This is a genomic window from Chryseobacterium sp. GTID13 (genome assembly GCF_056172655.1).
Map to the genome: position 1 here is coordinate 423,920 of NZ_JAOCMB010000006.1, position 23,419 is coordinate 447,338.

The following is a 23,419-nucleotide window of genomic DNA, read 5'->3' on the forward strand; positions in this document are numbered from 1 at the left end:
ATTTATTTCAATAAACTTTTGAAATAATCTTTTTTAGTTATTGCTATTTGTACATGTTCTTCGTTAAGGTCTTGTACAATCTCTGTTTTTAATTTAGTATAATATTTCTGAACAGTCTTTGGGTCTTTGACTGCTACTTTTGCCAGCCTCTTTATCGTCATTTTCCCATATAAATCATAATCCCAATTTCTCATTACTTCCAAAAGCTCTGACCGAGTTTTATTTGTTCTGTCCTGATGAATCTGCTTTATATTTAATCTTCTCTTGTCCGTGGGCGTTAGGTTCTTAGAATTATCATAAATAAACCTCCTTTCAGCATTCGGGATGGGTTCAACATCATTTAGATTTTGATAAATCTTTGCTACTGTTGTTTCAATTTCACTGTTTTCAAGAGGCGGACTCATTTTGCTGTAATTAATTGCGTACAGATATTTTAGTACCAAATCCTTATCTGCTTCTTTATTCAAAGCAATTAACTGATAAGCTATACTTTTTAGTATATTTTCTCTTTCACCTTCAATAATTTTTCTGAATGGTACATATATCAACGAATATTCAAGTTTGTTATCCCTACCAAAATCATATAAACCATTTTCATCAAAAACAATATTATAGTGTTGCAGTAACTCATCTAAATTGTTAAATCTCAATTTGTACCCAGTATAATCATACCCTATTATAGTAGTCTTTTTAATAGTATTATATTGGGTACTTTTTTCTGCTGAACTATCCTGCATAGGTTCCACAGACTGCGTAGGTATCATTTCCGTAACAGGGAAAACCTTTACATTATCATTATAGTATGCATTCGGGTCATATGATAATACTGTAAGTCTGTCAATAGACACCGCCTTACTGTCAAAAGGTATATCCAAAAGGTTAGCAATCTCCTGAGTGGCATTCTTAAAGTTATCAGGTGTTAGTCCATCAACTTTTACTATTAAAGTCAGTCCAGTATTGGATAAACTTCTCCAATAGGCACATACATAGGCTGTATTGATTTCTAAATCCTGCTCAGTCCTACCATCCACATCAATATAAAGGTATCCGGTAGATTCTGCTACATTTTTCCCTATTATATATCCATCTAAAAAGTTAAAGTTAATGGATATTGCAGGAAGTTTGCTTATCTTGATTGCTTTGTACTCATCAGAGCCCCGTTCTAAAGTTCGGGCATGCTGTATCAGCTTCAGATGTTCTGTTGGTGGGGATTTGATAAATTCAACAACTTCTCCGATATTTTGGAATGAGTCTGTAATAGTACGGTTAGTGCAATAATCTATTTTGTTAATCATAATAATGTTGTTTTAAAAAGAGGCATAACAATGGCTGTACACGGCTTTTTTTGCAATGTATTTGGGATTGTTATGAGAATTGTTTTAGTTGATTTTTAAGGTGTTTACAAGGCTATTACGGCAAGTAAATACAGATTGTGCAGTATAATAGTTAAAAGATGTTTTTATCCAGAATCATTACCTATAATAAGCTCTTAAGACAAGTTAAGTAGCTTAAATAGATTAACAACGGATTTGAATTACTATACTGTAAAAATGAGGAATTTAAGGATTTAGACGAGCTTGAATATCACTTTTAGAATAGTAAACCAATTTTTGTTGTTGGTTTTAAAATCCTTTTTTATTCCAGTTATGAAGTGTTGTTAGGCTTACATTTAAAAGCTCAGCCGTTTCGTCACGGGTATAAGTCAGTTTCTCATTCTTTGATGCTTGTTGTTCAACCTGCATTTGATTCACTACTTTACGAACTACCTGCTCAAAATCCTGCATTAGTTCATCTTTTGTCATTTGGACCAGTAATGTGTTATTACTATTGTTGTTTTTACTATTCATAATTTATATTTTTTATTGTTATCTGTTCAATCACCTGACGTACAGGTATAAAAAAGGAAACCCCTTAAGAGATTTCCTATTGATGTTTAGCCGTAAAAAATAAGACCCAATCATTAGATTGAGTCTTGTATGTTTGTTAATTGATATTAAAAGCTATATTTTGATTAAATATAATTTCTCCTTTGAAAAAGAAACTGTACCTTTTATTTTAGTTCGGAGGACTTCCCGCAACCTTCAAAAACTATATAAACATAATCCTTCAAAAAAGTTTATACAACTTAAGGATTAAATTCTATTTACGGTTTTGGTGTAACTATTATTGTAATACAAAGTATTGATTATTAGTATTTTACAAAATTAAACATTGCATTTAATTAATCAAGACCTTGTAATAATTACTAAAATTAATATAAAATAGCATCTACTCTTAACTATAAATTTTAATCATAAAAAAGTGATATAATATATTTATAAGCTATCGAAATTTTATCAAAAATTAAGACAAACAAAATCTAAAAACCTAATTTGTTAAAAATTTGGGCTGTAGATTTAGCCTTTTCAACATCAGTCTTATTAATGTATGTCAATAGCTGTTTTTCTGTTGTATGCCCTGTAAAGTTCAACAAATAAGCAGTAGGTACTTTTTCATAAAAATTTGAAGCAAAACTCTTCCTACCAATATGAGAGGTTACAAGCTCATACTTAGGATAATAACCAAAAACCTTTCGTGTTATCTTACTTTTGTCTTCTCTTTCAACTACCATAACCTTTCCATTATATACTATTTCATTGATACCAGAAATTTCACAAACTTGTTTGATATAAAGATTTAGATTTACATCGGAAATTTTTCGGGGAAATTCTCCTCCCCTCTTAAATAAAATATCCTGAACTTTCTTCAACAATGGAATTTTCATTCTTACGTTTGTTTTTTGCTGAGTAAATTCTAAGTATTTCTGTCCTTCGCTATCCTCTACAATCATTGATGAAGTAAATTTCAAATAATCGCTAACCCTTTGTGCAGTGTAACAGGCTACCAATAACCAGTCTTTTGCATTATCCAGATAATCAAAGGGCATTTCTTTTTCTTCGATTCTTTGAAGTTCATCAAACGTCAAATATATAGATTTAGGTATCGCTTTTGTAGCCTTCTCAATATCAAATTTCCACATTACAGTATGTTTATGAACTTCAATATCAAAAGACTCAGCTACTTTACAAATCATTTTAATGAATTTAAGATTCCGATAAGTAGTTGATATTTTATAGTTTTCCTTTTGACAATATTCCTCAAAATCGGCTTTAAAACTGTTATCCAAATCTTTAAATCGCAGATTTTTAAAGTTTTTCTTTCTTATCTTCCTATCTTCGACATATCTATTCAAAAGTTGTTTTACAACATTTGCCTTCTTTATAGTTGATTTAGCAACATTCCTTTCCTTTAGTGAAATGTAATCGTCTATGAACAAAAGTAAGTTGTCAGAGTATTCCTTTTTATCTGGCTTTGATTTAGTTGGCAGAATTACATATTCTAGCCAATTCTTCAGGTCAATATCTGGACTCTCCGCATTATACTTAAAGATAATCTCTGTTTCCAATTTAATTAAACGGATATTAATTGTATCGGAATCATTCTCTGTTACTTTCTTTGAGGTAAGTTTACACTTACCATCTTTCCAATCTTTCGGTTTACATTTCAGATAAGGTACTGGAGATTTTATATCAATGCCCTTATCTCTAAATCTTACCCAAATTGTACACTCTTTGTCTACTACTTTTCCGCGAATAAAAAAACTTACTGATGCCATTTCGTAATTTCAAAATTGTTCCCAAAATTGTTCCCGAAAATCAGAAGATGCCCGTCTGCTCTCTGCTTTCAGTCGAAAACCAATGGTAGAATAAGCATGTAGAAAGCTTATGTATTGCTTGTTTGGACGAGGGTTCGAATCCCTCCAACTCCACTTAAATAAACCGTCCCATAAATCGTGACGGTTTATTTTTTTATAACCGGCTTGGCGGCAAACCATAATATTTTTTAAAGGCAAATGAAAAATGAGACAGGTCTTCAAAGCCAAGGTCAAGATAAATATCAGAAGCTTTATTTCCTTTTTCTAAAAGATAGCGGGCTTCCTGAAGTCTTTTTTCAAGCAGCCATTTTCTGGGAGCCGTTCCGAATATTCTCTCAAAATCACGCTTAAAAGTGGCCAGGCTTCTCCCCGTGAGATAAGCAAAACGGTCCAGCTTTACATTAAAATGATAATTCCTGAGCATAAATTTTTCAAGATCAATTTTGTAAGGATCGGAAATATCATAGAGAATATTTTTCAATGATAGATCGTGCTTAAATAGAAGAATTAAAGCCTCTTTTTGTTTTAACAAGGCCAGTTCAGGCGATCTATTTTCCAGCAGATCCTGATATTGCAGCAAAGATTCCATGAAATACTTCAGGTGCTGAACTGTAGTTAATTCAATAAAGGCAGGTGCTTTCACTCTATCCTGAAGAATAAAATGCTCTTTTTCACTCAATTGTTCCAGCATTTTATCATCAAATCTTATGGATAAAGATTTAAACTCAGATTCTTGACCAGGATTTTTCAGAAATTTCAATAACTGATTTTTCCTCACAAGATAAATATCACCGCTGCGAAACAATTGCCGGTGAGTTCCGTCATTAAGTTCCATTTCTCCTGAAATCACCATACATAATGAATTGTAGGAAGAAAACTGCTCACCTTCACGAAACACTGTAAAATAACAAGAGTAATTGATGTAATTTATACTTTCGGACATTTTGATTAAAGTTAAAGTCAAGCTAAAAGCTTTTAACTTGACTGTTCAATATAATATTTTTTATGCTTTCTTAAATCAAAATTGATTTTGGCTCCAAATATTCTTCCAAACCATATGTTCCAAACTCCCTTCCAATACCGGATTGCTTGAATCCACCAAACGGCGCCAGCGGATCGTGTTTGAACCCATTAATACAAACTCTTCCCGCTTCAATTCTGGAAGCTACTTTCAAAGCCCTATGCTCATCCGAAGAAGTTATATAAGCAGCCAATCCATATTGAGTGTCATTGGCAATAGCAATGGCATCTTCTTCATCTTGATAAGAAATAATGGACAGTACGGGCCCGAAAATCTCTTCCTGTGCAATCCGCATATTGTTTCGGACATTGGTAAAAATAGTGGCCTTAACAAAATTACCATCTTCAAATCCTTCAGGCTTTCCCTTTCCACCCACTAATAATTCTGCACCCTCATCCAATCCTAACTGAATATAATGCTGCACCCGCTCATATTGTTTTTCAGAAACCATAGGACCCACATTCGTATTTTCATTGACAGGATCACCTACAACAACCTGAAGAGCGGCCTCTTTTGCCAACTGATTAGTCTCTGCCAGTCTCGATTGAGGCACCAACAAACGTGTTGGGGCAATACAGGCTTGTCCGCTGTTCATATAAGCACCAAAAACAGCCTGGCGAATGGCTTGTGTAAAATCAGCATCATCAAGAATAATATTTGGTGATTTTCCACCAAGTTCCAATGTCACTCTTTTCATACTGTCCACGGCACCTTTCGCAATCATCTTTCCCGTTTGGGTAGATCCTGTGAAAGATATCTTAGCAATATCCGGATGATTTACAATTTCACTTCCTACTACGCTTCCAAGCCCGTTTACCACATTGAAGATCCCATCCGCAAGTCCTGCCTCATGGAAGCACTCTATAATAAGTTGTGTCTGAAGCGCACTCATTTCGCTTGGTTTTACTACTACCGTACAGCCTGCAGCAACCGCTGTCGCAAATTTATTGCAAATAAAACTGTTACTGGAATTCCATGGTGTAATAATGCCCACAACCCCTACAGGAACCATCTGAACATGGGTATTTCCTGCTTTTCTTTCAAATTCGAAATGATGCAATGTTTCTATCATATGCTCAAAAGAGCCAACCATATTCTGAAAACTCATTGTACAGAACTCTCGGGTTCCGCCATATTCCAGGATCATGGTTTCAATAAGTTCCTTTTCTTTATTTTTTACAGATTTCTTTAATTTTTCAAGGATTTCAATGCGCTGCTGTATACTCGTTTTAGAAAATGTTTTAAAAGCAGTCTTGGCAGCAACAATAGCCTTTATGGTGTCACTTTCGTCACCCAGAACCACTTCTCCAATTTTCTCATGATTAACAGGACTAATAAGATTGAATACTTCTGTGCCGTGTAATTCAGCAAACTCTCCATTAATGTAGGCTTTATCTATGCGTCTCATATTGTTTGTTTTAATGTGACAAAGTTCCCACAATTTCACAGGAATTGTTTTGTTGTATGGCTCAATTAAACTTTGTTAGAAGGCTCAGGCATTTATAAATTTGTTTCTATAGATTATTGATTAAATATCTAAATCAATCTTTCATCATATATATGTCAGGCATAAATGACTTTTTCGGAATGATCTTTTTGAATGATTTACACCCCAAACATAAACACCTGAAAACGAAAACACTAAAACTCCATGCTATAAAATAAGTATAGTCTACCCACAAAAAAGACTAAAAAAATGTTTTATCGTAAAGAATTTTATATATTTGCACCATCTAACAATTAAAAAAATAATTTACTATGTCAGACATTGCATCAAGAGTAAAAGCTATCATCGCTGATAAGCTTGACGTTGAAGAAACAGAAGTAACTCCTGAAGCTAGCTTCACTAACGATTTAGGAGCTGACTCATTGGATACAGTTGAGTTAATCATGGAATTTGAAAAAGAATTCAACATTCAAATCCCTGATGATCAGGCTGAAAAAATTACTACTGTAGGACACGCTATCGCTTACATCGAAGAAGTAGTAAATAAATAATATTCTTCAACAAAAAAGAAAATTTTAAAAATTTATGGAATTAAAAAGAGTAGTTGTAACCGGTTTTGGCGCAATAACACCGATTGGAAATAATGCAAAAGAATACTGGGAAAATCTTGTTAAAGGTGAGAGCGGTGCTGCTCCGATTACTCTTTTTGATGCCACAAACTTTAAAACTAAATTCGCTTGTGAGGTGAAAAATTTCGATCCGTTGCAGCATTTCGATAAGAAAGAAGCAAAAAAAATGGACCGGAATACCCAGCTTGGGCTGGTAGCCGCAAGAGAAGCGGTAGCACATTCCAGAATTATTGAAGACAATGTTGATAAAAACAGAGTCGGAGTAATCTGGGGTTCAGGAATCGGAGGTCTGGAAACTTTCGAAACTGAGGTTTTAGGATGGGCCAACACGGAAATTCCAAGATTCAACCCATTCTTTATTCCTAAAATGATCGCGGATATCACTCCTGGACACATTTCAATTGAGTATGGCTTTCACGGGCCGAATTATACTACGGTATCTGCCTGTGCATCTTCAGCCAATGCTTTGATTGACTCCAAGATGATCATCCAGCTTGGAAAAGCAGACGTTATTGTATGCGGAGGCTCTGAAGCAGCCGTAACAGCAAGTGGTGTCGGTGGATTCAATGCGATGATGGCACTTTCTACAAGAAATGATGATCCTAAAACAGCTTCAAGACCATTTGACAAAGACAGAGATGGCTTTGTACTGGGTGAAGGAGCAGGATGCATCATCCTTGAAGAATATGAGCACGCCGTAAAACGTGGTGCAACAATTTATGCAGAATTGCAAGGTGGTGGTATGAGTGCAGACGCACATCACATGACTGCCCCGCATCCTGAAGGATTAGGAGCTTATCTGGTAATGAAAAACTGTCTGGAAGATGCAGGCCTAACTGCTGATGAAGTAGACCATATCAACATGCATGGTACGTCTACTCCATTAGGAGATATTGCAGAATCCAACGCAATTTCAAAGTTATTGGGCGAGCATGCTTATGATATTCAGATTAATTCTACAAAATCAATGACCGGTCACCTTCTGGGAGCTGCCGGAGTTATTGAAGCTATCGCTGCATTGGGAACTATTATTCATGGTGTGGTTCCGCCTACCATCAACCATTTTACTGATGATGAAAATATTGACAGCAGACTGAATTTCACATTCAACACCGCTGTTAAGAAAGATGTAAAAGTAGCCATGAGCAATACTTTTGGATTTGGCGGGCACAATGCCTGCGTTCTATTTAAGAAAATCTAAATTCAATGAATGGAGTTACAGAAATACTTTTCTAAATTCCTTCTCAGACAAAGAAAAAGAAAATTAACGGAGAGAGACTATTTCCTCAGTACCGAACTGAAAAAAATGTTAGGTGCGGAGATTCAGAATATTGCTCTTTACCGTGAAGCTTTCTCTTTAAAAAGTTCTTCTAAAAATCAAGACAGCAATTACGAAAGACTTGAATTTTTGGGAGATTCTGTTTTGGGTACAATTATTTCCTGTCATCTGTTCCAGACCTATCCTCAGGCTAATGAAGGATATCTGACCCAGATGAAATCTAAAATTGTTAATAGGAAGAATCTTAATAAATTGGGTGAAGACCTGAGGCTTATCGATCTTTTGCAGAAGCAGGGATCTGCGGCATTGGGTGAAAATATTTCCGGAAATTTATTTGAGGCACTTATTGGTGCCGTTTATCTGGACTTCCATTATGATGCCTGTAAAAGGATTATTCTGGAAAGATTACTGACGCCTACAGAAATTAACAAGCTTGAGAATAAAATTGTAAGCTACAAAGGTCTTCTGCTCGAATGGAGCCAGAAGAAAAAGTAAATATAAAATACGAGACCTGTGAAGAGGTTCAGCCCAATAAAGCAGTCGTATTCAGGTGCCATGTCTGGCTGGGAGAAGAAAAGATCGCCAATGCGACGGAAACTTCCAAGAAGAAAGCAGAAGAAAAAGCAGCACAAAGAGCATTTTATATTTTAAACAAAAAAGAAAACATACTTGGAAATTCAAAAACTTTATGATCTTGATGATATAGAATTTGAAGATATTACCATAGGATTGGTAAGATTAGCAAAAGATATACCTGCTCATGAGTTTTTCTACAAAATAAATCAAATCAACGGCCTTACCTTTTCAAGAAAGAAAGATATGATTATTCATGGGGCTTATTATGATTATTTTTTTCCGAGATTTGAGGCTTATGACAGGTTTACAAAGACATGTTTTACATTCATTTCAAACCGGTCTTCGGAAAGTAAGCAAAAAAAACTGCAGACTGAGCTCTTCACAGAAGAAGAAAACATTAAATTTTTATTAAATAATCAGGTAGATGTAGAATATATTCTTCATACTTCGGAACAAATTCCTGATTTTTCCGTAATTTTGCTCCCTGAAAATCTTGTGTTTCCGATACAAGACTATACATTAGGTTCTGAAGAAGAACTTTATCAAATTATCCAGTATTATGAATAAGTATTTAAAGAAGACAAAAATTATTGCAACACTAGGGCCGGCTTCATCGTCGAAGGAGGTAATGTTAGGACTCATGAAAGCAGGTGTTGATATTTTCAGAATAAATTTTTCACATGCAGATTACGAATTAGTTCGAAGTAATATACAAATTATCAGAGAGCTTAATCAGGAATACGGTTTTTCTGTAGGTATCCTTGGAGACCTTCAGGGCCCGAAACTGAGAGTAGGTGTCGTAAAGGAAGGTTCTTACCTGAATCCGGGTGATATCCTTACATTCACCAATGAGAAAATAGAAGGAGATTCTACCAAGGTTTACATGACGTACCAGCAGTTTCCTCAGGACGTAAAAGTTGGAGAAAGAATCCTTATCGATGACGGTAAACTTGTATTGGAAGTTACCGAAACCAATGAAGTGGATACTGTAAAAGCAAAAACTATTCAAGGGGGCCTCTAAGCTCTAAAAAAGGGGTAAACCTTCCTAATACCAATGTATCACTTCCTGCCCTTACGGAAAAAGATATTCAGGATGCCAATTTCATGCTTGATATGGAGGTAGACTGGATCGCGCTTTCTTTCGTACGCCATGCACAGGATATCATTGACCTGAAAAAACTGATTGAAAGCCATCCGAACGGTAAATTCAAAACTCCGATCATTGCCAAGATCGAAAAACCTGAAGGTGTTAAAAATATCGACGAAATTCTATTAGAATGTGACGGATTGATGGTTGCCCGTGGTGACCTTGGTGTGGAAGTTCCGATGGAGGAAGTTCCTGCGATCCAGAAAAACCTGGTAGAAAAAGCAAGGTTCTATTCCAAGCCGGTTATTATTGCCACCCAGATGATGGAAACAATGATCAACAGCCTTACGCCAACCAGAGCAGAAGTAAATGACGTTGCCAACTCTGTACTGGACGGTGCGGATGCCGTAATGCTTTCCGGAGAAACTTCCGTGGGAAGATATCCGGTTCAGGTGGTTGAAAACATGGCTAAAATCGTACAGAATATCGAAAAGACTCATTTCTATCAGCATAAAAATGAGCCTATCGAAAAAGATTATAACTGCATCGATGAAAGATTCATTACGAACAGGGTATGCCTTGCAGCCGTAAGAATTGCCAAAACCACTAATGTTTCTGCAATCGTTACTTTAACTCATTCAGGATATACTGCGTTCCAGCTTGCTGCTCACAGACCGAATTCCCATATCATCGTATACAGTGGAAACAGAAGAGTGATCACGATGCTGAACCTTCTTTGGGGAGTTCATGCCTACTATTATGACATGAAAAAATCTACCGACGAAACTATTATCCAGGTAAATATGCTGACTCACAACCACGGGTATATCGAAAGCGGTGATTTTGTCATCAACATTAATGCGACTCCGTCTTATGAAGGAGGGAAAACGAATACGCTGAGACTGACGACGGTTTAACAATAAGCAATAAGCAATAAGCAATAAGCAATAAGCAAAATTACTTTTTGCCAACCATACAAAAACTCCCGGAAATAGATTTTTCCGGGAGCTTTTTATTTTTTAGGGACTGTATTTTATGAATAGATTGTACTTTTTACATTGTACAATTAATTTCCTACGATTGTTCTTGCTGTCACAAACTCTTTTAAAGCCAATAAAGACAGTTCCGTTCCATATCCTGAAGCCTTGCTTCCACCGAATGGGAAACGTGGATCAGAACTCGTCATTCTGTTGATATTTACCGTTCCCGATTCCAGGTTTTCGATAAAGAATAACTGACGATCTGTTTTTTTCGTCCAAACGGAATTGGAAAGTCCGAAAGGAATATCATTAGCCATTTGTAAAGCTTCTTCATCACTTTTAGCAGTCATGATCATTCCAAGAGGTCCGAAAAGTTCTTCTTTTAAGATAGGATTTCCTTCCTGAACGCGGATTAAACCGGGCTTAAATTCATTCTCAGAAATTCTTTCCAGAGGAATGATGATCTCAGCACCATTTTCCAGCGCCCTGTTGAACTGAGCTTCCAGCTCATCAGCAAGATCAGGTCTTGCCATTCCTGCTAATTTGGTTTCCTTGTTTAAAGGATCTCCAATTTCATAGGTCTTATATTCTTCAATGAATTTCGGTAAAAATTCATCTTCAATTTTTTCATCGATAATAAATCTTTTGGCTGCAGTACAGGTTTGTCCGCAATTCTGAAGCCTGGATTTCACTCCTGCTTTTGCTGCTTCATCCAGATCCGCATCATCGAAAATAATGAAAGCATCACTCCCTCCTAATTCCAATAAAGATTTCTTGATATTTAAACCTGCGATTGAAGCCACTTCCCCACCGGCTTTTCCACTACCGGTAAGACTCACGCCTTTTACAGCGTCATGCTCAAGGATTTCCTTTACCACTGTATGCCCAACTTCCAGATTCTGGAAAACACCTTCGGGAAAACCAGCTTCCAAAAGAACATTTTCAATGGCATTTCCACTTCCGAAACAAATGGAAGCATGTTTCAACACTACTGTATTTCCAGCCAAAATCGCGGGAACAGCAAATCTCAATACCTGCCAGAAAGGAAAATTCCATGGCATAACGCCTAAAATCACTCCTTTAGGAACGTAATGAACTTCAGAATAAGAAAATTCAGATTCAACCTTTTCAGGTTTTAAAATATTTTCAGCATCTGCATAATAATTCATCATTAAAGCACATTTCTCTACCTCAGCAATCGACTCCGAAATAGGTTTATTCATTTCCGTAGTAATGATCCTGCCAAACTTTTCCGAATTGTTCTTTAAAATTTCTGCCGCTTTTGCAATCAGCTTCTGTCTTTCTTCAAACGGCACTTTTCTCCACTCTGAAAATGTCTTATCTGCTTGAATAAGCTTATTTTCAATTAACTGTTCCATAATATAATTTCTGTTTTAAATTCACAAAATGAATTTATGAATGCTTCTACTCTAAAAGCACGGTGAAAGTAACAAATTTTATTCCTTAAGGCTAATTAAAGCAATGATTTTTCTCTATTGAAATAATATAATTTCTTCTTAAATCATAAACCATTCATTCACAAGACATGCGGCGAGCCTTGCTGTTCTGTCCTGAATATCAAGGGAAGGATTGACTTCTGCAACATCAAAAGCTGCCAGCTTTTTACTTTTCAAAATATGCCTGTAAAAGTGCATAAAAGGGGTATCTGCAAAAATCCCGTTATAGGCTGAAGCTGAAACTCCCGGGGCAATAGAAGCATTGAAAACATCCATACAAATGGTAAGATAGAGAAAGTCTACATTTTCCACCAACTCATCAATCCGCTGATAAATCGAAGGCAGGTTTTCAAAAAACAGTTCGTCTGCCAGGATATATTTCATCCCGTACTGATGTGCGGTATCGAATAATTTCAGGGTGTTGGAGTTTCTCTGGATTCCGATATGCAGCGAATTGATCTGTCCTTCCTGTGCAATCTGCCAGAAACCTGTTCCTGAGCTGGCCCCCACTCCTTGTTCAGGCTGCCTGTTATCAAAATGGGCATCTATATTGATGATTCCTATTTTTTGCTCGGGAAAAGCAGTTCTTACCCCTAAATAATGGGCATAGGTCACTTCATGGCCTCCGCCTAAAACAATTGATTTCCCTCCTTTCAACAAGACTTTTGAAACATTTTTTGCAAGGCTGCTCTGGGTACTTTCCAGATCACCGTCTTCACAGGTAATATTTCCGAAATCCAGAAGGGAAAAATCCGGGCGGATCACCGGGAAATTAGACATATTTTTCCGAATCACATCAGGAGCATCCTTAGCTCCCTGGCGACCTTTATTCCGCCTTACCCCTTCGTCTACAGCAAAACCATGCAGCACAAAATCATCAGCCTTAATAAGGTCGTAATTACGTTCTTCTTTAACTCTTTGAAATATTCTGTGGAAAAGGAGCTCTTCTCCGTCTAATCTGCCTTGCCAAATCATAAATCCGGTTTTTTAATTTACATTATAGCGTTCAAAACTCTGCCAGTATTTATCTTTATAAATTTCGAGTGAAATCTTATAGTCTTTATTTTCTTTGATAAGCCGGTCCATAACTCTGGAAACCTGCCTGAAATCCTTGCTTGCAAAATAAATGCTCTTTGAACTGTCTGCTGTTTCCCTTCCGATGTACAAATGACCATCTTCCGGGCTAAGAAGCTCTACAGCCTTATCTTCAATAAGATTCATTGCATTGTAATCTTTCTCCCGCGGAAGCCCTTCATCGTCTGCTTCGTAATGAATTTTCAGGAGCGAAATCCATGGATATGATGCTTTTGCACTGTACTTTAACAGGAACACATTAACTACTCCCATAAGCGGCATTCCGTTGTCCAGGGTTCCTTCAAAAAGAGAAAACTGATCATCAGCTGCTGAAATCTCAACATCTTTATATTTTTCTGTGAATTCTCTTTCGCGCCAAAGGAGAAATTCTTTCAATTTTTTTATGGGCACCAGCTCTTTCTTTGCTTCATTTTTACCGATGATTCTGAAGGTATCAATCTGAGTGGCAAAATTCAGCTCTCCCAGGAAATTATCCAGGAAAATGCAGACTCCCGTTGTGACGGAATTTTTATTTTCCTCAGTGAAATCATCGTAAACAAATACAAGGTCAATTTCATCCGGGTAGCCTTCTATTTCATTGGAGTAAAAACAGATATTATCTTTCGTGAATTCCAAACCGTTCAACCTGACTCTTACGCTTTCTACATCTGTTTCAGGCTTAAGAGCAGTAAATTTCCAGTGATCCATCTCCGGAGCGGCAGCAATAAGTTCCTCTGCAAAGGCTATTTTCCTGATATCCCCTTCTACCGTAACGATAAGTTCTGCCGTATTTTCATCACACATCCCGGACAGGAAATAGTAACCACTATTTATTTTCGCGAGTTCAGGGGCAAGGACATCAAAAAACTGTTGTTCTATATTTACCCTGCTTTTAACGACTTCAAAAAATATTTTTTCTCTTGTTAAAAACCAGTCCCAAAAGGCTTTGTATGTATCCTTTTCCTCCATGCTTTTCTTAAGGTTTTATCAGAGCATCATTTAACGAACCTGGTTTCCATCAATATATACGTTCTCTGCACTCAGACTTCCCTGATTGTAAAGAACATTCTGAAAATTATCAGTTTTAAAGGTTACAAAATCTGCCTTTTTTCCGGGTTCCAGTTTTCCTATATTTTCAAGATTTAAGGCGTAAGCAGCACGGAAGGTCATTCCGGCTAGTACCTCAGCGGTAGTCAGTTTTTCAAAAGTAGCCAGAATAGACGCCTGTGTAATTAAATTTCCCATCGGTGCAGACCCGGGATTCCAGTCACTGGCAATGGCTACAATAGCTCCGGCATCGAGTAGTTTTCTGGCCGGAGTAAATTTCTCGCCAAGTCCTAGGCTCGCACCCGGAAGAGCGGTGGCTACTGTATCTGATTTTGCGAGAAACTCAATATCTTCATCAATAGTTGCTTCCAGATGGTCTGCAGATTTTGCGCCCACTTCTACTGCAATTCTTGAACTTCCCGGTGTAAACTGATCCGCATGAACGGTAATATCAAAACCTAAATCTTTAGTTTTAAGAAGGAACTCTTTACTTTCTTCCGGCTGGAATGCAGATTTCTCAATAAATATATCTACACGTTCAGCCAGGTTTTCTTCTTTTACTTTAGGTAAAATTTCGGTAAGAATATATTCCAGGTATTCCTGATTGCTTCCTTCAAAATCTCTTGGCTTCAGGTGGGCAGAAAGGCATGTAGGGACAAGCTTAGCCGGTGTCTGAGCCTGTACTTTCTTGATTATTCTAAGCATTTTAAGCTCGTTTTCCACATCCAGTCCGTAACCGCTTTTTATTTCAATGGTTGTAATCCCCAAAGAAATCAGGAATTGGATTCTCTCCAATAAAGTCCTTAACAACTCTTCTTCCGAAGCATTTCTCGTATGCTGCACTGAACTCCAGATTCCTCCTCCGCTTTCTGCAATTTCAAGATAGGTTTTCCCTGCATTCCGCATTGCAAAATCATTAGCCCTGTTTCCTCCAAAACAGATATGGGTATGGGAATCTACAAATCCGGGAAGGACGACCTGCTCTCCTTCTACAGTCACAGTTTCAGCATCCGGATTTTCATTCTTCAATGTCTTAAAGTCTCCAACTTTATTAATCAGGCCATGATGATCTATTAAAATTCCACCATCGAATATGATGTCAATCTGGTCATCGGATATTTTTCCTCTTAACGGAAGGTTCGCCAACGTTACGATCTGCTTGAAAGGGCCTATCAATTTCATTTATCTAAGATTAAAGCTAAAGCTTGTTAATAATTAATTTTTCCTCTCAAAAATACTTAAAAATATCCTAATCTGCTAACCAAAAAATAGTTTAAACCTCCACCATTACCTTTGCCTTAGCCTGTACCTTTACTTTGCAGCCCTTATTTTTGCAATCTCTGAATTTTATCATTCCAAGTTTTACCCTTAGTCTAAATTTGCTATCTTTGAGGTAAATGAAATGAATTAATGCCAGATTTTTTACATCCAGATAAGGAAAACTACTCGCATGAAGAGCTTATGCAGGAGGAGCAGATCCGGCCCCAGAGTTTTAAAGACTTTGCAGGGCAGAGAAAAACTTTGGAAAACCTTGAAGTTTTTGTCAGCGCTGCCAAAAGACGTGGTGGTGCTCTTGATCATATTCTTCTGCATGGTCCGCCGGGTCTGGGTAAAACCACTTTAGCCAACATTATCGCCAATGAGCTTGGGGTAAACTGTAAGATTACTTCCGGTCCTGTTCTGGATAAACCGGGAAGCTTAGCCGGCTTACTTACGAATCTGGAAGAAAATGATGTTCTTTTTATTGATGAGATCCACCGTTTATCACCTGTCGTGGAAGAATATCTGTATTCTGCCATGGAGGATTATAAGATAGATATCATGCTGGAAACCGGTCCGAATGCCAGAAGTGTACAGATCGGCCTGAATCCTTTTACCCTGGTAGGTGCCACTACAAGAAGCGGAATGCTGACGAAGCCGATGCTGGCCAGGTTCGGTATTCAAAGCAGACTTGAGTATTATTCGGTTGAACTTTTATCGATGATTATCCAGAGGAGTTCAAGGGTTCTTGGAAGTAAAATTTATGAGGACGCCGCGATAGAAATCGCCAGAAGAAGCCGTGGAACTCCGAGAATTGCCAATGCTTTGTTAAGAAGAGTTCGTGATTTTGCTGAGATCAAAGGAAACGGAGAAATTGAGATCAACATTACAAAATATGCTTTGGATTCCCTTAATGTGGATGAATTTGGACTGGATGAAATGGATAATAAGATCATGCGTGTCATGATTGAAAATTTTAAAGGAAAACCTGTCGGAATTTCTGCTCTTGCCACTTCAATTGCTGAGAATCCTGAAACACTGGAAGAGGTTTACGAACCGTTCCTGATTCAGGAAGGATTTATCATCAGAACGCCAAGGGGAAGAGAAGTGACCGACAAAGCTTATCAGCATTTAAAAATATCCCGTCCGAAAAACCCGGGAGAGTTATTTTAAGAATCTATGTTTGTTCCAAAACTATACAGAAGTGAAGATTATGATCTGATGAGAGAAATCATCAGAGAGAATGCTTTTGCCTTACTTATTTCTTCCAATGAAAAAATAAGAGCGACTCACTCCATGATGATGCTTAATGAGGATGATCCTGAAAACAGATATGTTGAAACCCATATTTCAAGAGCAAATCTTCAGGCAAAAACCCTGAAGGATGGTGATGAAGTGCTGTGCGACTTTCTGGGAGCCCACACTTATATTTCAAGCAGCTGGTACGATCATGTAAATGTTTCAACATGGAACTATGAAGCAGTTCAGATTTACGGAAAGGTCCAGCTTATGAATCACAATGAACTTTACCAGCATCTGGAGAAGTTAACTTCCAAGTATGAACAATTCCAGAAGTGTCCTGTTATGGTAAAAGATATGGGAAGGGAGTTTGTAGAAAAGGAAATGAAAGGAGCTTTCGGGCTGAAAATAATTCCAACAGAAATATTTATCAAGCAGAAGCTTTCCCAGAACAGAAAAGATCATGACTACCAGAATATTATCTCAGAACTTGAACATTCGGATGAAAATGGAAGAAAAATTGCTGAGAAAATGAAATTAATAAAGAAATAATAATCAAAATATATATATGAAGTTATATCCAATACAATGTGGAAAATTTAAACTGGACGGCGGAGCCATGTTTGGAGTCGTCCCAAAGAGTCTGTGGGAAAAAACCAATCCTGCAGACGAAAAAACCTGATTGAACTGGGAACACGTTCCCTGCTTATAGAAGACGGCAAGAAACTGATCCTTGTGGACTGTGGTCTCGGCAATAAACAAGATGATAAATTCTTCGGACATTATTCGCTTTGGGGAGATGACAGTCTTGATAAAAATTTAAAGAAGTTCGGTTTCGTGAGAGAGGACATTACAGATGTTTTCCTTACCCACCTTCATTTCGACCATTGTGGAGGCGCTATTGAATGGAATGATGACAGGACGGGATACAGACCTGCTTTTAAAAATGCACAGTTCTGGACGAATGAAAATCACTGGCAGTGGGCTACAGAACCTAATGCCAGAGAAAAAGCCAGCTTTCTGAAAGAGAATATCCTTCCGATGCAGGAAAGTGGGCAGCTCAACTTTTTACCACTTCCTACTACAGGAAATTATGGTTTTGCCCCTGATCTGAAAATGGATGTGATCTTTGTAGACGGACACACTGAAAAACAAATGCTTCCGGTAATCCAATACCAGGAAAAGACTATTGTTTTTGCAGCGGATCTTATTCCTACTGCAGGACACATCAACCCGGTTTATGTAATGGGGTATGATACAAGACCTCTTCTCACGATGGAGGAGAAAGCAAAGTTCCTGAAACAGTGTGTAGATAATGAATACCTGCTATTTTTTGAACACGATGCCCATAACGAACTGGCAAGTCTTAAAATGACTGAAAAGGGGTGAGATTGGATGAAATTCACAGTTTTAATGATGTTTTTGGATATTAATTTTTGATTATGGAAGAGTTACATTCAGAAACACAGAAAGCAGAGCCGGAACCAGCACCCAAGGTTATTGGACTTACCGGCGGTATAGGCTCGGGAAAAACTACGGTAGCCCGGTTTATTGAGGAGTTCGGATTTCCGGTTTATTATTCCGATGACAGGGCTAAAGCAATTGTCAACGAAAGTGAAGATTTAAAGATAAAGATTAAAGAATTACTGGGTGATGAAGCTTATGATTCCAATGGTCTTTATGACCGGAAATTTGTAGCGGAAAAGGTTTTCAATAGTAAGGAGCAGCTACAGGCATTAAATGAAATCATTCATCCTGCCGTACGGATCGATTTTGAAGAATGGCTGAAAAAACAGACTAAATATTTAGTATTTAAAGAAACAGCCCTTTTGTTTGAATTAAAACTAAACAGACAGTGTTATAAGTCACTCCTGGTGACAGCCGAGGATAACATCAGAGCGAAAAGGGTAATGGACAGGGACGGAAAGACCTACCGTGAAGTAGAAGCCGTCATGGAAAAGCAAATGCCCGAAAAGGACAAGATAAAACTGGCTGACTGTATTATCTATAACAATACCAACCTCGAAGATCTTAAGGAACAAACCGAACAGGTCATTTTCGATATTGAATAAAATAAACCTCGTTAGAGAAATTCTAACGAGGTTTTTATTTATATCATTGATTCTTTATCCGCTTTGGTAAACAGATGTTTTGTAGTGTCTTTTTTACTGCATACTTAAATTTCAAGACAATACACTAAATCAACAACAGCAAACCCAGACATAAAAAAAGCCCTCATCACTGAGGGCTTCCTTATATTTGAAATTTAATATTATTCTTTAATAAATTTCTTCTGAACTGTTACTCCATTGTCTTCGATATCTATTACGTAAATACCGCTGATCAATTTGCTGACATTCACCTGATTGTTAAGCAGAATACCGTCACCAATAACCTGTCCTGCAGAATTATAGATCTTATATTTAGCTTTCTTGCTAATATTTTTCACATGCAATACTGTACTTACCGGGTTAGGGTAAATCATGATATCAGTCTGATTAAGAGAATTTGGCACTCCCGGTTTAGAGATTCTTACAGAGTAATCTTCTACTTCCCCGTTGGCAAAATTCGTACAGTTTACAGGAATTCCATCTCTCATCATTGCTACTCTCATTACTACATACTTGTGGCTCGTCATGCTTACGTAAGCGTCCACAGGTACATTGAATGTTCCTGTAACAGGACTTGTAGTATTTGGAGGTGATGTGAATACTCTTTCATCAAGATCAAAATATCCGTTTCTGTTGAAATCGATCCATACCGCGATACCTTCATCATGGTTGGTTCCGTTCCATTTTTTCTCAATCGTAATCTGGTTTCCTGTAGATCCCTGAACCATTTCAATAAATGTATCAGGTACTCCTGTATAGTTTGTATAGCTGGAAGGTCCTGACTCATTCTCCATCTTAGGTCTTCCGCTTGGAACTACCGTAACTTTGGAGATATGCTCATTAACAGCATTTTGAGAAGCCATCTGGCAATAAACTACTGTAGGTGTTGTGAAATAGTACGGAGGTGTATAAGTCCCCGGTGTACCATTACAAACATTCACCACCTGCATTTCATATTTCGTTTCTTCCAATAATCCTGTTATAGTGTACGTATTCGTTGTTAATGGAACATTCGTCCAGCTTGGAATACCTACTTTTCTGTATCTAAGGATATATGTAGCTCCAGGGAAACCTTCCCATGTAACTTCAGCCCATGTAGGATTGATCTGAAGTATCGTTAATCCCGGAGGAGGAAGTTCACATGTTCTTTCCGTAGTAAATACTTTCGGGTTAGAATATGGATTAAGAGTAGTTTCTCCAACACATTTATTAGCCACTCTTACTTCATATTTTGTATATGGATCCAAATTTGTTAATAAATAGGTATTGGTAGGAGGTGCAATATTAGGAACCTGTGTCCATGTAGCTGCCCCTACTTTTCTCCATTCCAGTGTGTATGTTGAGCTTGCCGAAAGCGGTGCCCAAGTAATCAGTGCGGAATTTGTAGTAATATTACTTACCGTAACATTTGGAGGTGTAGGATCACATCTTGTTACAAATGTCTTGATCGCAGTAAATGCACCAGCAACATCTCCACAAACTGTAGCTACCTGAACTTCGTAGATGGTAGCCGGAGTTAAACCGGTCAATACAAGTGGAAGGTTGTTTAATAATGCCGAAGCATATACTTCTGTCCACGCTCCCGGAGGAGTTGCCTGAACTCTGTATCTTACAAGATAAGTCACGTTAGTTGCCGAACCTGTTAATGTAAGGGTAGCTGTGTTATGGGTAGCTGTGATCGTAGGCTGGTTTGGTGTTGCATTGCTACAAGGTCTGATTCTTACCGCATAGTCCTCAACTTCACCGTTTACCGCATTCTGACACAATACCGGAGCACTTGTACGCTTAAGAACAACTCTCATTGTAGTAGTAAGCGGACCTGTATAAGCAGCTCCTGGAACGGAGAAGGTTGCAGTTATAGGAGTTGTTGTGTTTGCCGGAGAATTGATAATCTGTTCTGATGTTTCAAAAACACCATTTCTGTTATAATCAATCCAGACTGACACTGCATCATTACTTGTCGCACCTGTCCATCCTTTTGCTACAGAGATCTTATTATTGGCAGAACCTGCATCAAGAGTGATTAATGTCTGAGGCGTTGTATAGCTTGTATAGTTATTCTGTACAGTGGTATTGCTCATCACCGGCACTCCAGGGTTGGAAGAAGTAACAGTTACATTTGAAATGTGGTCGTTAGTTCCTGTACCTGTCATCGGACAATAAGTAAGTGGTGGTGTTGTAAACTGTACTGTTGTAGAATATGGTCCTGTAGAAGTTCCACATGTAGTAGAAACCTGTACATCATATTTAGTTTGCTCAGCAAGTCCAGGAATTGTATAATTGTTTACTCCCGGTGCCAAAGTCACAGGTGGAATTGTGAAAGTTGCTGCACTGGCCAGCTTCCATCTAATGGTGTAAGTAGCATTTGCTGCAGCCATCCAATAAACCGTCGCTGTAGAAGCAGTAAGGTTGGTTACCGTAATGTTTGTAGGTGGCGCTGTAGTACAGGCAGGCTGGTCAATAAGTTTCACAGCATAGTCTTCTACTTCACCCCATGTGAAAGTTCCGCAAGGAGCAGCCGTAGCACTTTCCCTCAACGCTACACGCATACGGGTGGTAAGGTTTCCTGTGTAAACTCCTCCGGCAACGTTCGGTACAGTGAAAGTAGCAGTTACAGGAGTAGTTGTATTACTTGGAGAGTTCAATACCTGTTCGGATGCTTCAAAAACCCCATTTCTGTTAAAGTCAATCCATACCCCTGTTCCGAAAGACCATTGAGTTCCCGGCCAGGTTTTTTCGACAGTAATAGTATTCGCTCCTAAACCTCTTACCAGGGTAACAAGTCTTGCAGGATCTGTAGTGTAGTCTGTATAATTACTGAAATCTGAAACGCTGGTCATTGGGATTGCAGCATTCGGAGTTACAACAACTTTACTGATATAACCATCAATAGTGCTGCTTGTAGAACCAGAAGTACAATAAGAAATAGCAGGTGTTGTAAAGGTGGTACTTGGAGAGAATGGTCCCTGGGTTCCACCACAGATGGTAGCAATCTGCACTTCATATTGGGTCTGTTCTGTAAGGTTGTTTATTGTATAATTGCTCGCAAGAGGAGTCGTAATATTTACTGAAGTCCATGTTGCAGCACTTACAGCTTTATATCTTAATACATAAGTAGCCCCTGTAGAAGGCAGCCAGCTTACAAGAGCTGTAGTTGGGGTAACGTTGGAAACCGTAATATTACTTGGAGGTGCGGTAGTACATGGCTGTAATGCCATAACTGTTAATGTAAAGTCTACATAGTTACCATAAGGTGCCGATCCGCACGAATTTACTGTTCCGATGAACGATGTTGCCGTTCTTACCCTGTAATTACCCGGTGCCTGTGACGCAGGAATGACAATTGATGCCGTTCCGTTTGTAACATAGTTGGGAGTTGCCAGAATTGTTTCACCCGGGTCATTAAAGCTCATATTATTATTCCAGTCAACCCAAACATAATAATAGTAAGTACTTGTTCCGGTATTCAGGTTCATTGTTACCGTGTTACTAGGCAGCGCGGTAATAACCGGAGAAGCACTGTTAACATAAGCAGTATAGGAATTAGCCGTATAGTTTATATTCGTGATCCCTCCTGTCGTATTAACCGTTTTCAGGTAATATGAAGTTGAGCTTGAACCTCCTGTAGGTGTACAATATCCTGTAAATATATTCAAAGGACCGATCCATGTACTCTGATCTGTTCCGCTGCATCTTGATCTTACCCATACATAATAAGCCGTATTGGCTGTCAACGGAGAAAGTGTTGTACTTGTCCCTGTTGTAATGGTTTGTGAAGGCGTAGTTGCAGATGTAGGAGCTGTAGCGGATGTGCTGTAGTAAACATCATATCCTCCTGCCGGTACGGAAGAAGGGGCTGTCCAGCTGATTGCTGCACTTGTTGTTGTTACAGTTCCTAAAGTTAGTCCTGAAGGAGGTATACACGAAGGAGCCGCTCCAAAGGTGAATTGAACATTAGGTCTGTTGGAGTTAACCGTTCCTGTATTGTTAGTAGGAGGTGTACTATCAACTTCAATATACATATGTCGTGAAGTAGCACTAGAGTATGTAAAACCACTTCCTGAAGTACTTCCGGTTCCGGTACCTCCATAGTCTGTTTCTACCAGTACCATCAGGTTTTCTGTCCCGTTGTAATAATAAGGCGTTTGCAGGGTGAGTGTGTTCCATCCTGTCGTTATATTATTGATCGTTCCGGTATACACTAAACTAGCGCCGGCCTTAGTTGTAGGCCAGTCTTGTGATGTAATGGTGTTGGTTGCAGCCGGAACAGTTTTTAAATAAACCTTTACCGGAGTAGCAGCACTTGTAGCTGTTGTGGCATTCCACGCTACTGACAGTACACTTCCTCCAGCAGGCAAATTAATTTCAGCTGCAGTATAAAGTGATGCATCTCTTTGATACCCATAGTACACACTCAAAGGATATCTTTGAGTACTTGTACCTGTACCAATGGTAACTGTTTGTGCCTGTGAAAACAGCCCGAAGACCATACAAAGCAATGTTATGAGCACCCTAAAG

The 23,419-nt window shown here is 38.1% G+C and carries 16 protein-coding genes and 3 pseudogenes; 9 read left to right on the forward strand and 10 right to left on the reverse strand.

Features of this window, described 5'->3' with window-relative positions:
• Positions 1-2 precede the first annotated feature (2 nt).
• The 5 genes from N4G44_RS18225 to N4G44_RS18245 form a co-directional block, all read right to left on the reverse strand.
• On the reverse strand, positions 3-1,295 hold the full coding sequence (locus tag N4G44_RS18225) for a BT4734/BF3469 family protein (protein WP_474928707.1): 1,293 nt from the start codon (positions 1,293-1,295) through the stop codon (positions 3-5).
• 327 nt (positions 1,296-1,622) lie between these two features.
• On the reverse strand, positions 1,623-1,847 hold the full coding sequence (locus N4G44_RS18230; RefSeq protein ID WP_474928710.1) for a MerR family transcriptional regulator: 225 nt from the start codon (positions 1,845-1,847) through the stop codon (positions 1,623-1,625).
• Between the two features lie 512 nt (positions 1,848-2,359).
• Positions 2,360-3,655 carry a phage integrase SAM-like domain-containing protein gene (locus tag N4G44_RS18235; protein WP_474928713.1) on the reverse strand — a complete coding sequence of 432 codons (1,296 nt, stop codon included), beginning with the start codon at positions 3,653-3,655 and terminating at the stop codon, positions 2,360-2,362.
• A 193-nt stretch (positions 3,656-3,848) separates the two neighbouring features.
• Positions 3,849-4,637 (reverse strand): helix-turn-helix domain-containing protein, encoded by a 789-nt coding sequence (locus tag N4G44_RS18240; RefSeq protein ID WP_474928716.1) that lies wholly within the window; start codon positions 4,635-4,637, stop codon positions 3,849-3,851.
• Positions 4,638-4,707: 70 nt separating this feature from the next.
• Positions 4,708-6,123, reverse strand: coding sequence for an aldehyde dehydrogenase family protein (locus tag N4G44_RS18245; RefSeq protein ID WP_474928720.1), 1,416 nt, complete (start codon positions 6,121-6,123; stop codon positions 4,708-4,710).
• Between the two features lie 350 nt (positions 6,124-6,473).
• Here N4G44_RS18245 and N4G44_RS18250 point away from each other — a divergent pair, with 350 nt between their 5' ends.
• The 5 genes and pseudogenes from N4G44_RS18250 (at position 6,474) to pyk (ending at position 10,650) form a co-directional block, all read left to right on the forward strand.
• Positions 6,474-6,713 carry an acyl carrier protein gene (locus N4G44_RS18250; RefSeq protein WP_002976354.1) on the forward strand — a complete coding sequence of 80 codons (240 nt, stop codon included), beginning with the start codon at positions 6,474-6,476 and terminating at the stop codon, positions 6,711-6,713.
• Between the two features lie 34 nt (positions 6,714-6,747).
• Positions 6,748-7,992 (forward strand): beta-ketoacyl-ACP synthase II, encoded by a 1,245-nt coding sequence (gene fabF / locus N4G44_RS18255; RefSeq protein ID WP_474928731.1) that lies wholly within the window; start codon positions 6,748-6,750, stop codon positions 7,990-7,992.
• 9 nt (positions 7,993-8,001) lie between these two features.
• A pseudogene (rnc, locus tag N4G44_RS18260) lies at positions 8,002-8,762 on the forward strand (ribonuclease III).
• Positions 8,740-9,213 carry an IPExxxVDY family protein gene (locus tag N4G44_RS18265; protein WP_474928733.1) on the forward strand — a complete coding sequence of 158 codons (474 nt, stop codon included), beginning with the start codon at positions 8,740-8,742 and terminating at the stop codon, positions 9,211-9,213. Before rnc ends, N4G44_RS18265 begins: the two are co-directional and overlap by 23 nt.
• Positions 9,206-10,650, forward strand: a pseudogene (gene pyk, locus N4G44_RS18270) (pyruvate kinase). Before N4G44_RS18265 ends, pyk begins: the two are co-directional and overlap by 8 nt.
• Before the next feature lie 149 nt (positions 10,651-10,799).
• Here pyk and N4G44_RS18275 read toward each other — a convergent pair.
• The 4 genes from N4G44_RS18275 to hutI all read right to left on the reverse strand — a co-directional run bounded on the left by N4G44_RS18275 (position 10,800) and on the right by hutI (position 15,473).
• The gene (locus tag N4G44_RS18275; RefSeq protein WP_474928735.1) at positions 10,800-12,092 is read right to left on the reverse strand and encodes an aldehyde dehydrogenase family protein; all 1,293 of its coding nucleotides are present in this window, start codon (positions 12,090-12,092) and stop codon (positions 10,800-10,802) included.
• 138 nt (positions 12,093-12,230) lie between these two features.
• Complete coding sequence (hutG, locus tag N4G44_RS18280) at positions 12,231-13,145, reverse strand: formimidoylglutamase (RefSeq protein WP_474928737.1); 915 nt, start codon at positions 13,143-13,145, stop codon at positions 12,231-12,233.
• A gap of 12 nt (positions 13,146-13,157) precedes the next feature.
• Positions 13,158-14,213, reverse strand: coding sequence for a DUF695 domain-containing protein (locus N4G44_RS18285; protein ID WP_474928740.1), 1,056 nt, complete (start codon positions 14,211-14,213; stop codon positions 13,158-13,160).
• A gap of 30 nt (positions 14,214-14,243) precedes the next feature.
• Entirely contained in the window at positions 14,244-15,473 is a 1,230-nt protein-coding gene (gene hutI / locus N4G44_RS18290; protein WP_474928743.1) for an imidazolonepropionase, read from the reverse strand.
• Between the two features lie 228 nt (positions 15,474-15,701).
• On the opposite strand from hutI, the gene ruvB reads away from it, so the two are divergent.
• The 4 genes and pseudogenes from ruvB (at position 15,702) to coaE (ending at position 18,862) form a co-directional block, all read left to right on the forward strand.
• Complete coding sequence (gene ruvB, locus N4G44_RS18295; protein WP_474928746.1) at positions 15,702-16,724, forward strand: Holliday junction branch migration DNA helicase RuvB; 1,023 nt, start codon at positions 15,702-15,704, stop codon at positions 16,722-16,724.
• A 6-nt stretch (positions 16,725-16,730) separates the two neighbouring features.
• Positions 16,731-17,342 (forward strand): FMN-binding negative transcriptional regulator, encoded by a 612-nt coding sequence (locus N4G44_RS18300; RefSeq protein ID WP_474928748.1) that lies wholly within the window; start codon positions 16,731-16,733, stop codon positions 17,340-17,342.
• 16 nt (positions 17,343-17,358) lie between these two features.
• Positions 17,359-18,223 (forward strand): annotated as a pseudogene (locus N4G44_RS18305) (MBL fold metallo-hydrolase).
• 9 nt (positions 18,224-18,232) lie between these two features.
• Positions 18,233-18,862 carry a dephospho-CoA kinase gene (gene coaE / locus N4G44_RS18310; protein ID WP_474928750.1) on the forward strand — a complete coding sequence of 210 codons (630 nt, stop codon included), beginning with the start codon at positions 18,233-18,235 and terminating at the stop codon, positions 18,860-18,862.
• A 200-nt stretch (positions 18,863-19,062) separates the two neighbouring features.
• On the opposite strand, the gene N4G44_RS18315 is transcribed toward coaE, so the two are convergent.
• Entirely contained in the window at positions 19,063-23,391 is a 4,329-nt protein-coding gene (locus N4G44_RS18315; RefSeq protein WP_474928752.1) for a GEVED domain-containing protein, read from the reverse strand.
• Between the last annotated feature and the right edge of the window lie 28 nt (positions 23,392-23,419).

Bases quoted from the DNA above. Each gene is read 5' to 3' on its own strand.
- N4G44_RS18225 (WP_474928707.1), bottom strand. From the start codon at position 1,295: ATGATTAACAAAATAGATTATTGCACTAACCGTACTATTACAGACTCA.
- N4G44_RS18230 (WP_474928710.1), bottom strand. From the start codon at position 1,847: ATGAATAGTAAAAACAACAATAGTAATAACACATTACTGGTCCAAATG.
- N4G44_RS18235 (WP_474928713.1), bottom strand. From the start codon at position 3,655: ATGGCATCAGTAAGTTTTTTTATTCGCGGAAAAGTAGTAGACAAAGAG.
- N4G44_RS18240 (WP_474928716.1), bottom strand. From the start codon at position 4,637: ATGTCCGAAAGTATAAATTACATCAATTACTCTTGTTATTTTACAGTG.
- N4G44_RS18245 (WP_474928720.1), bottom strand. From the start codon at position 6,123: ATGAGACGCATAGATAAAGCCTACATTAATGGAGAGTTTGCTGAATTA.
- N4G44_RS18250 (WP_002976354.1), top strand. From the start codon at position 6,474: ATGTCAGACATTGCATCAAGAGTAAAAGCTATCATCGCTGATAAGCTT.
- fabF (WP_474928731.1), top strand. From the start codon at position 6,748: ATGGAATTAAAAAGAGTAGTTGTAACCGGTTTTGGCGCAATAACACCG.
- N4G44_RS18275 (WP_474928735.1), bottom strand. From the start codon at position 12,092: ATGGAACAGTTAATTGAAAATAAGCTTATTCAAGCAGATAAGACATTT.
- hutG (WP_474928737.1), bottom strand. From the start codon at position 13,145: ATGATTTGGCAAGGCAGATTAGACGGAGAAGAGCTCCTTTTCCACAGA.
- N4G44_RS18285 (WP_474928740.1), bottom strand. From the start codon at position 14,213: ATGGAGGAAAAGGATACATACAAAGCCTTTTGGGACTGGTTTTTAACA.
- hutI (WP_474928743.1), bottom strand. From the start codon at position 15,473: ATGAAATTGATAGGCCCTTTCAAGCAGATCGTAACGTTGGCGAACCTT.
- ruvB (WP_474928746.1), top strand. From the start codon at position 15,702: ATGCCAGATTTTTTACATCCAGATAAGGAAAACTACTCGCATGAAGAG.
- N4G44_RS18300 (WP_474928748.1), top strand. From the start codon at position 16,731: ATGTTTGTTCCAAAACTATACAGAAGTGAAGATTATGATCTGATGAGA.
- coaE (WP_474928750.1), top strand. From the start codon at position 18,233: ATGGAAGAGTTACATTCAGAAACACAGAAAGCAGAGCCGGAACCAGCA.
- N4G44_RS18315 (WP_474928752.1), bottom strand. From the start codon at position 23,391: ATGGTCTTCGGGCTGTTTTCACAGGCACAAACAGTTACCATTGGTACA.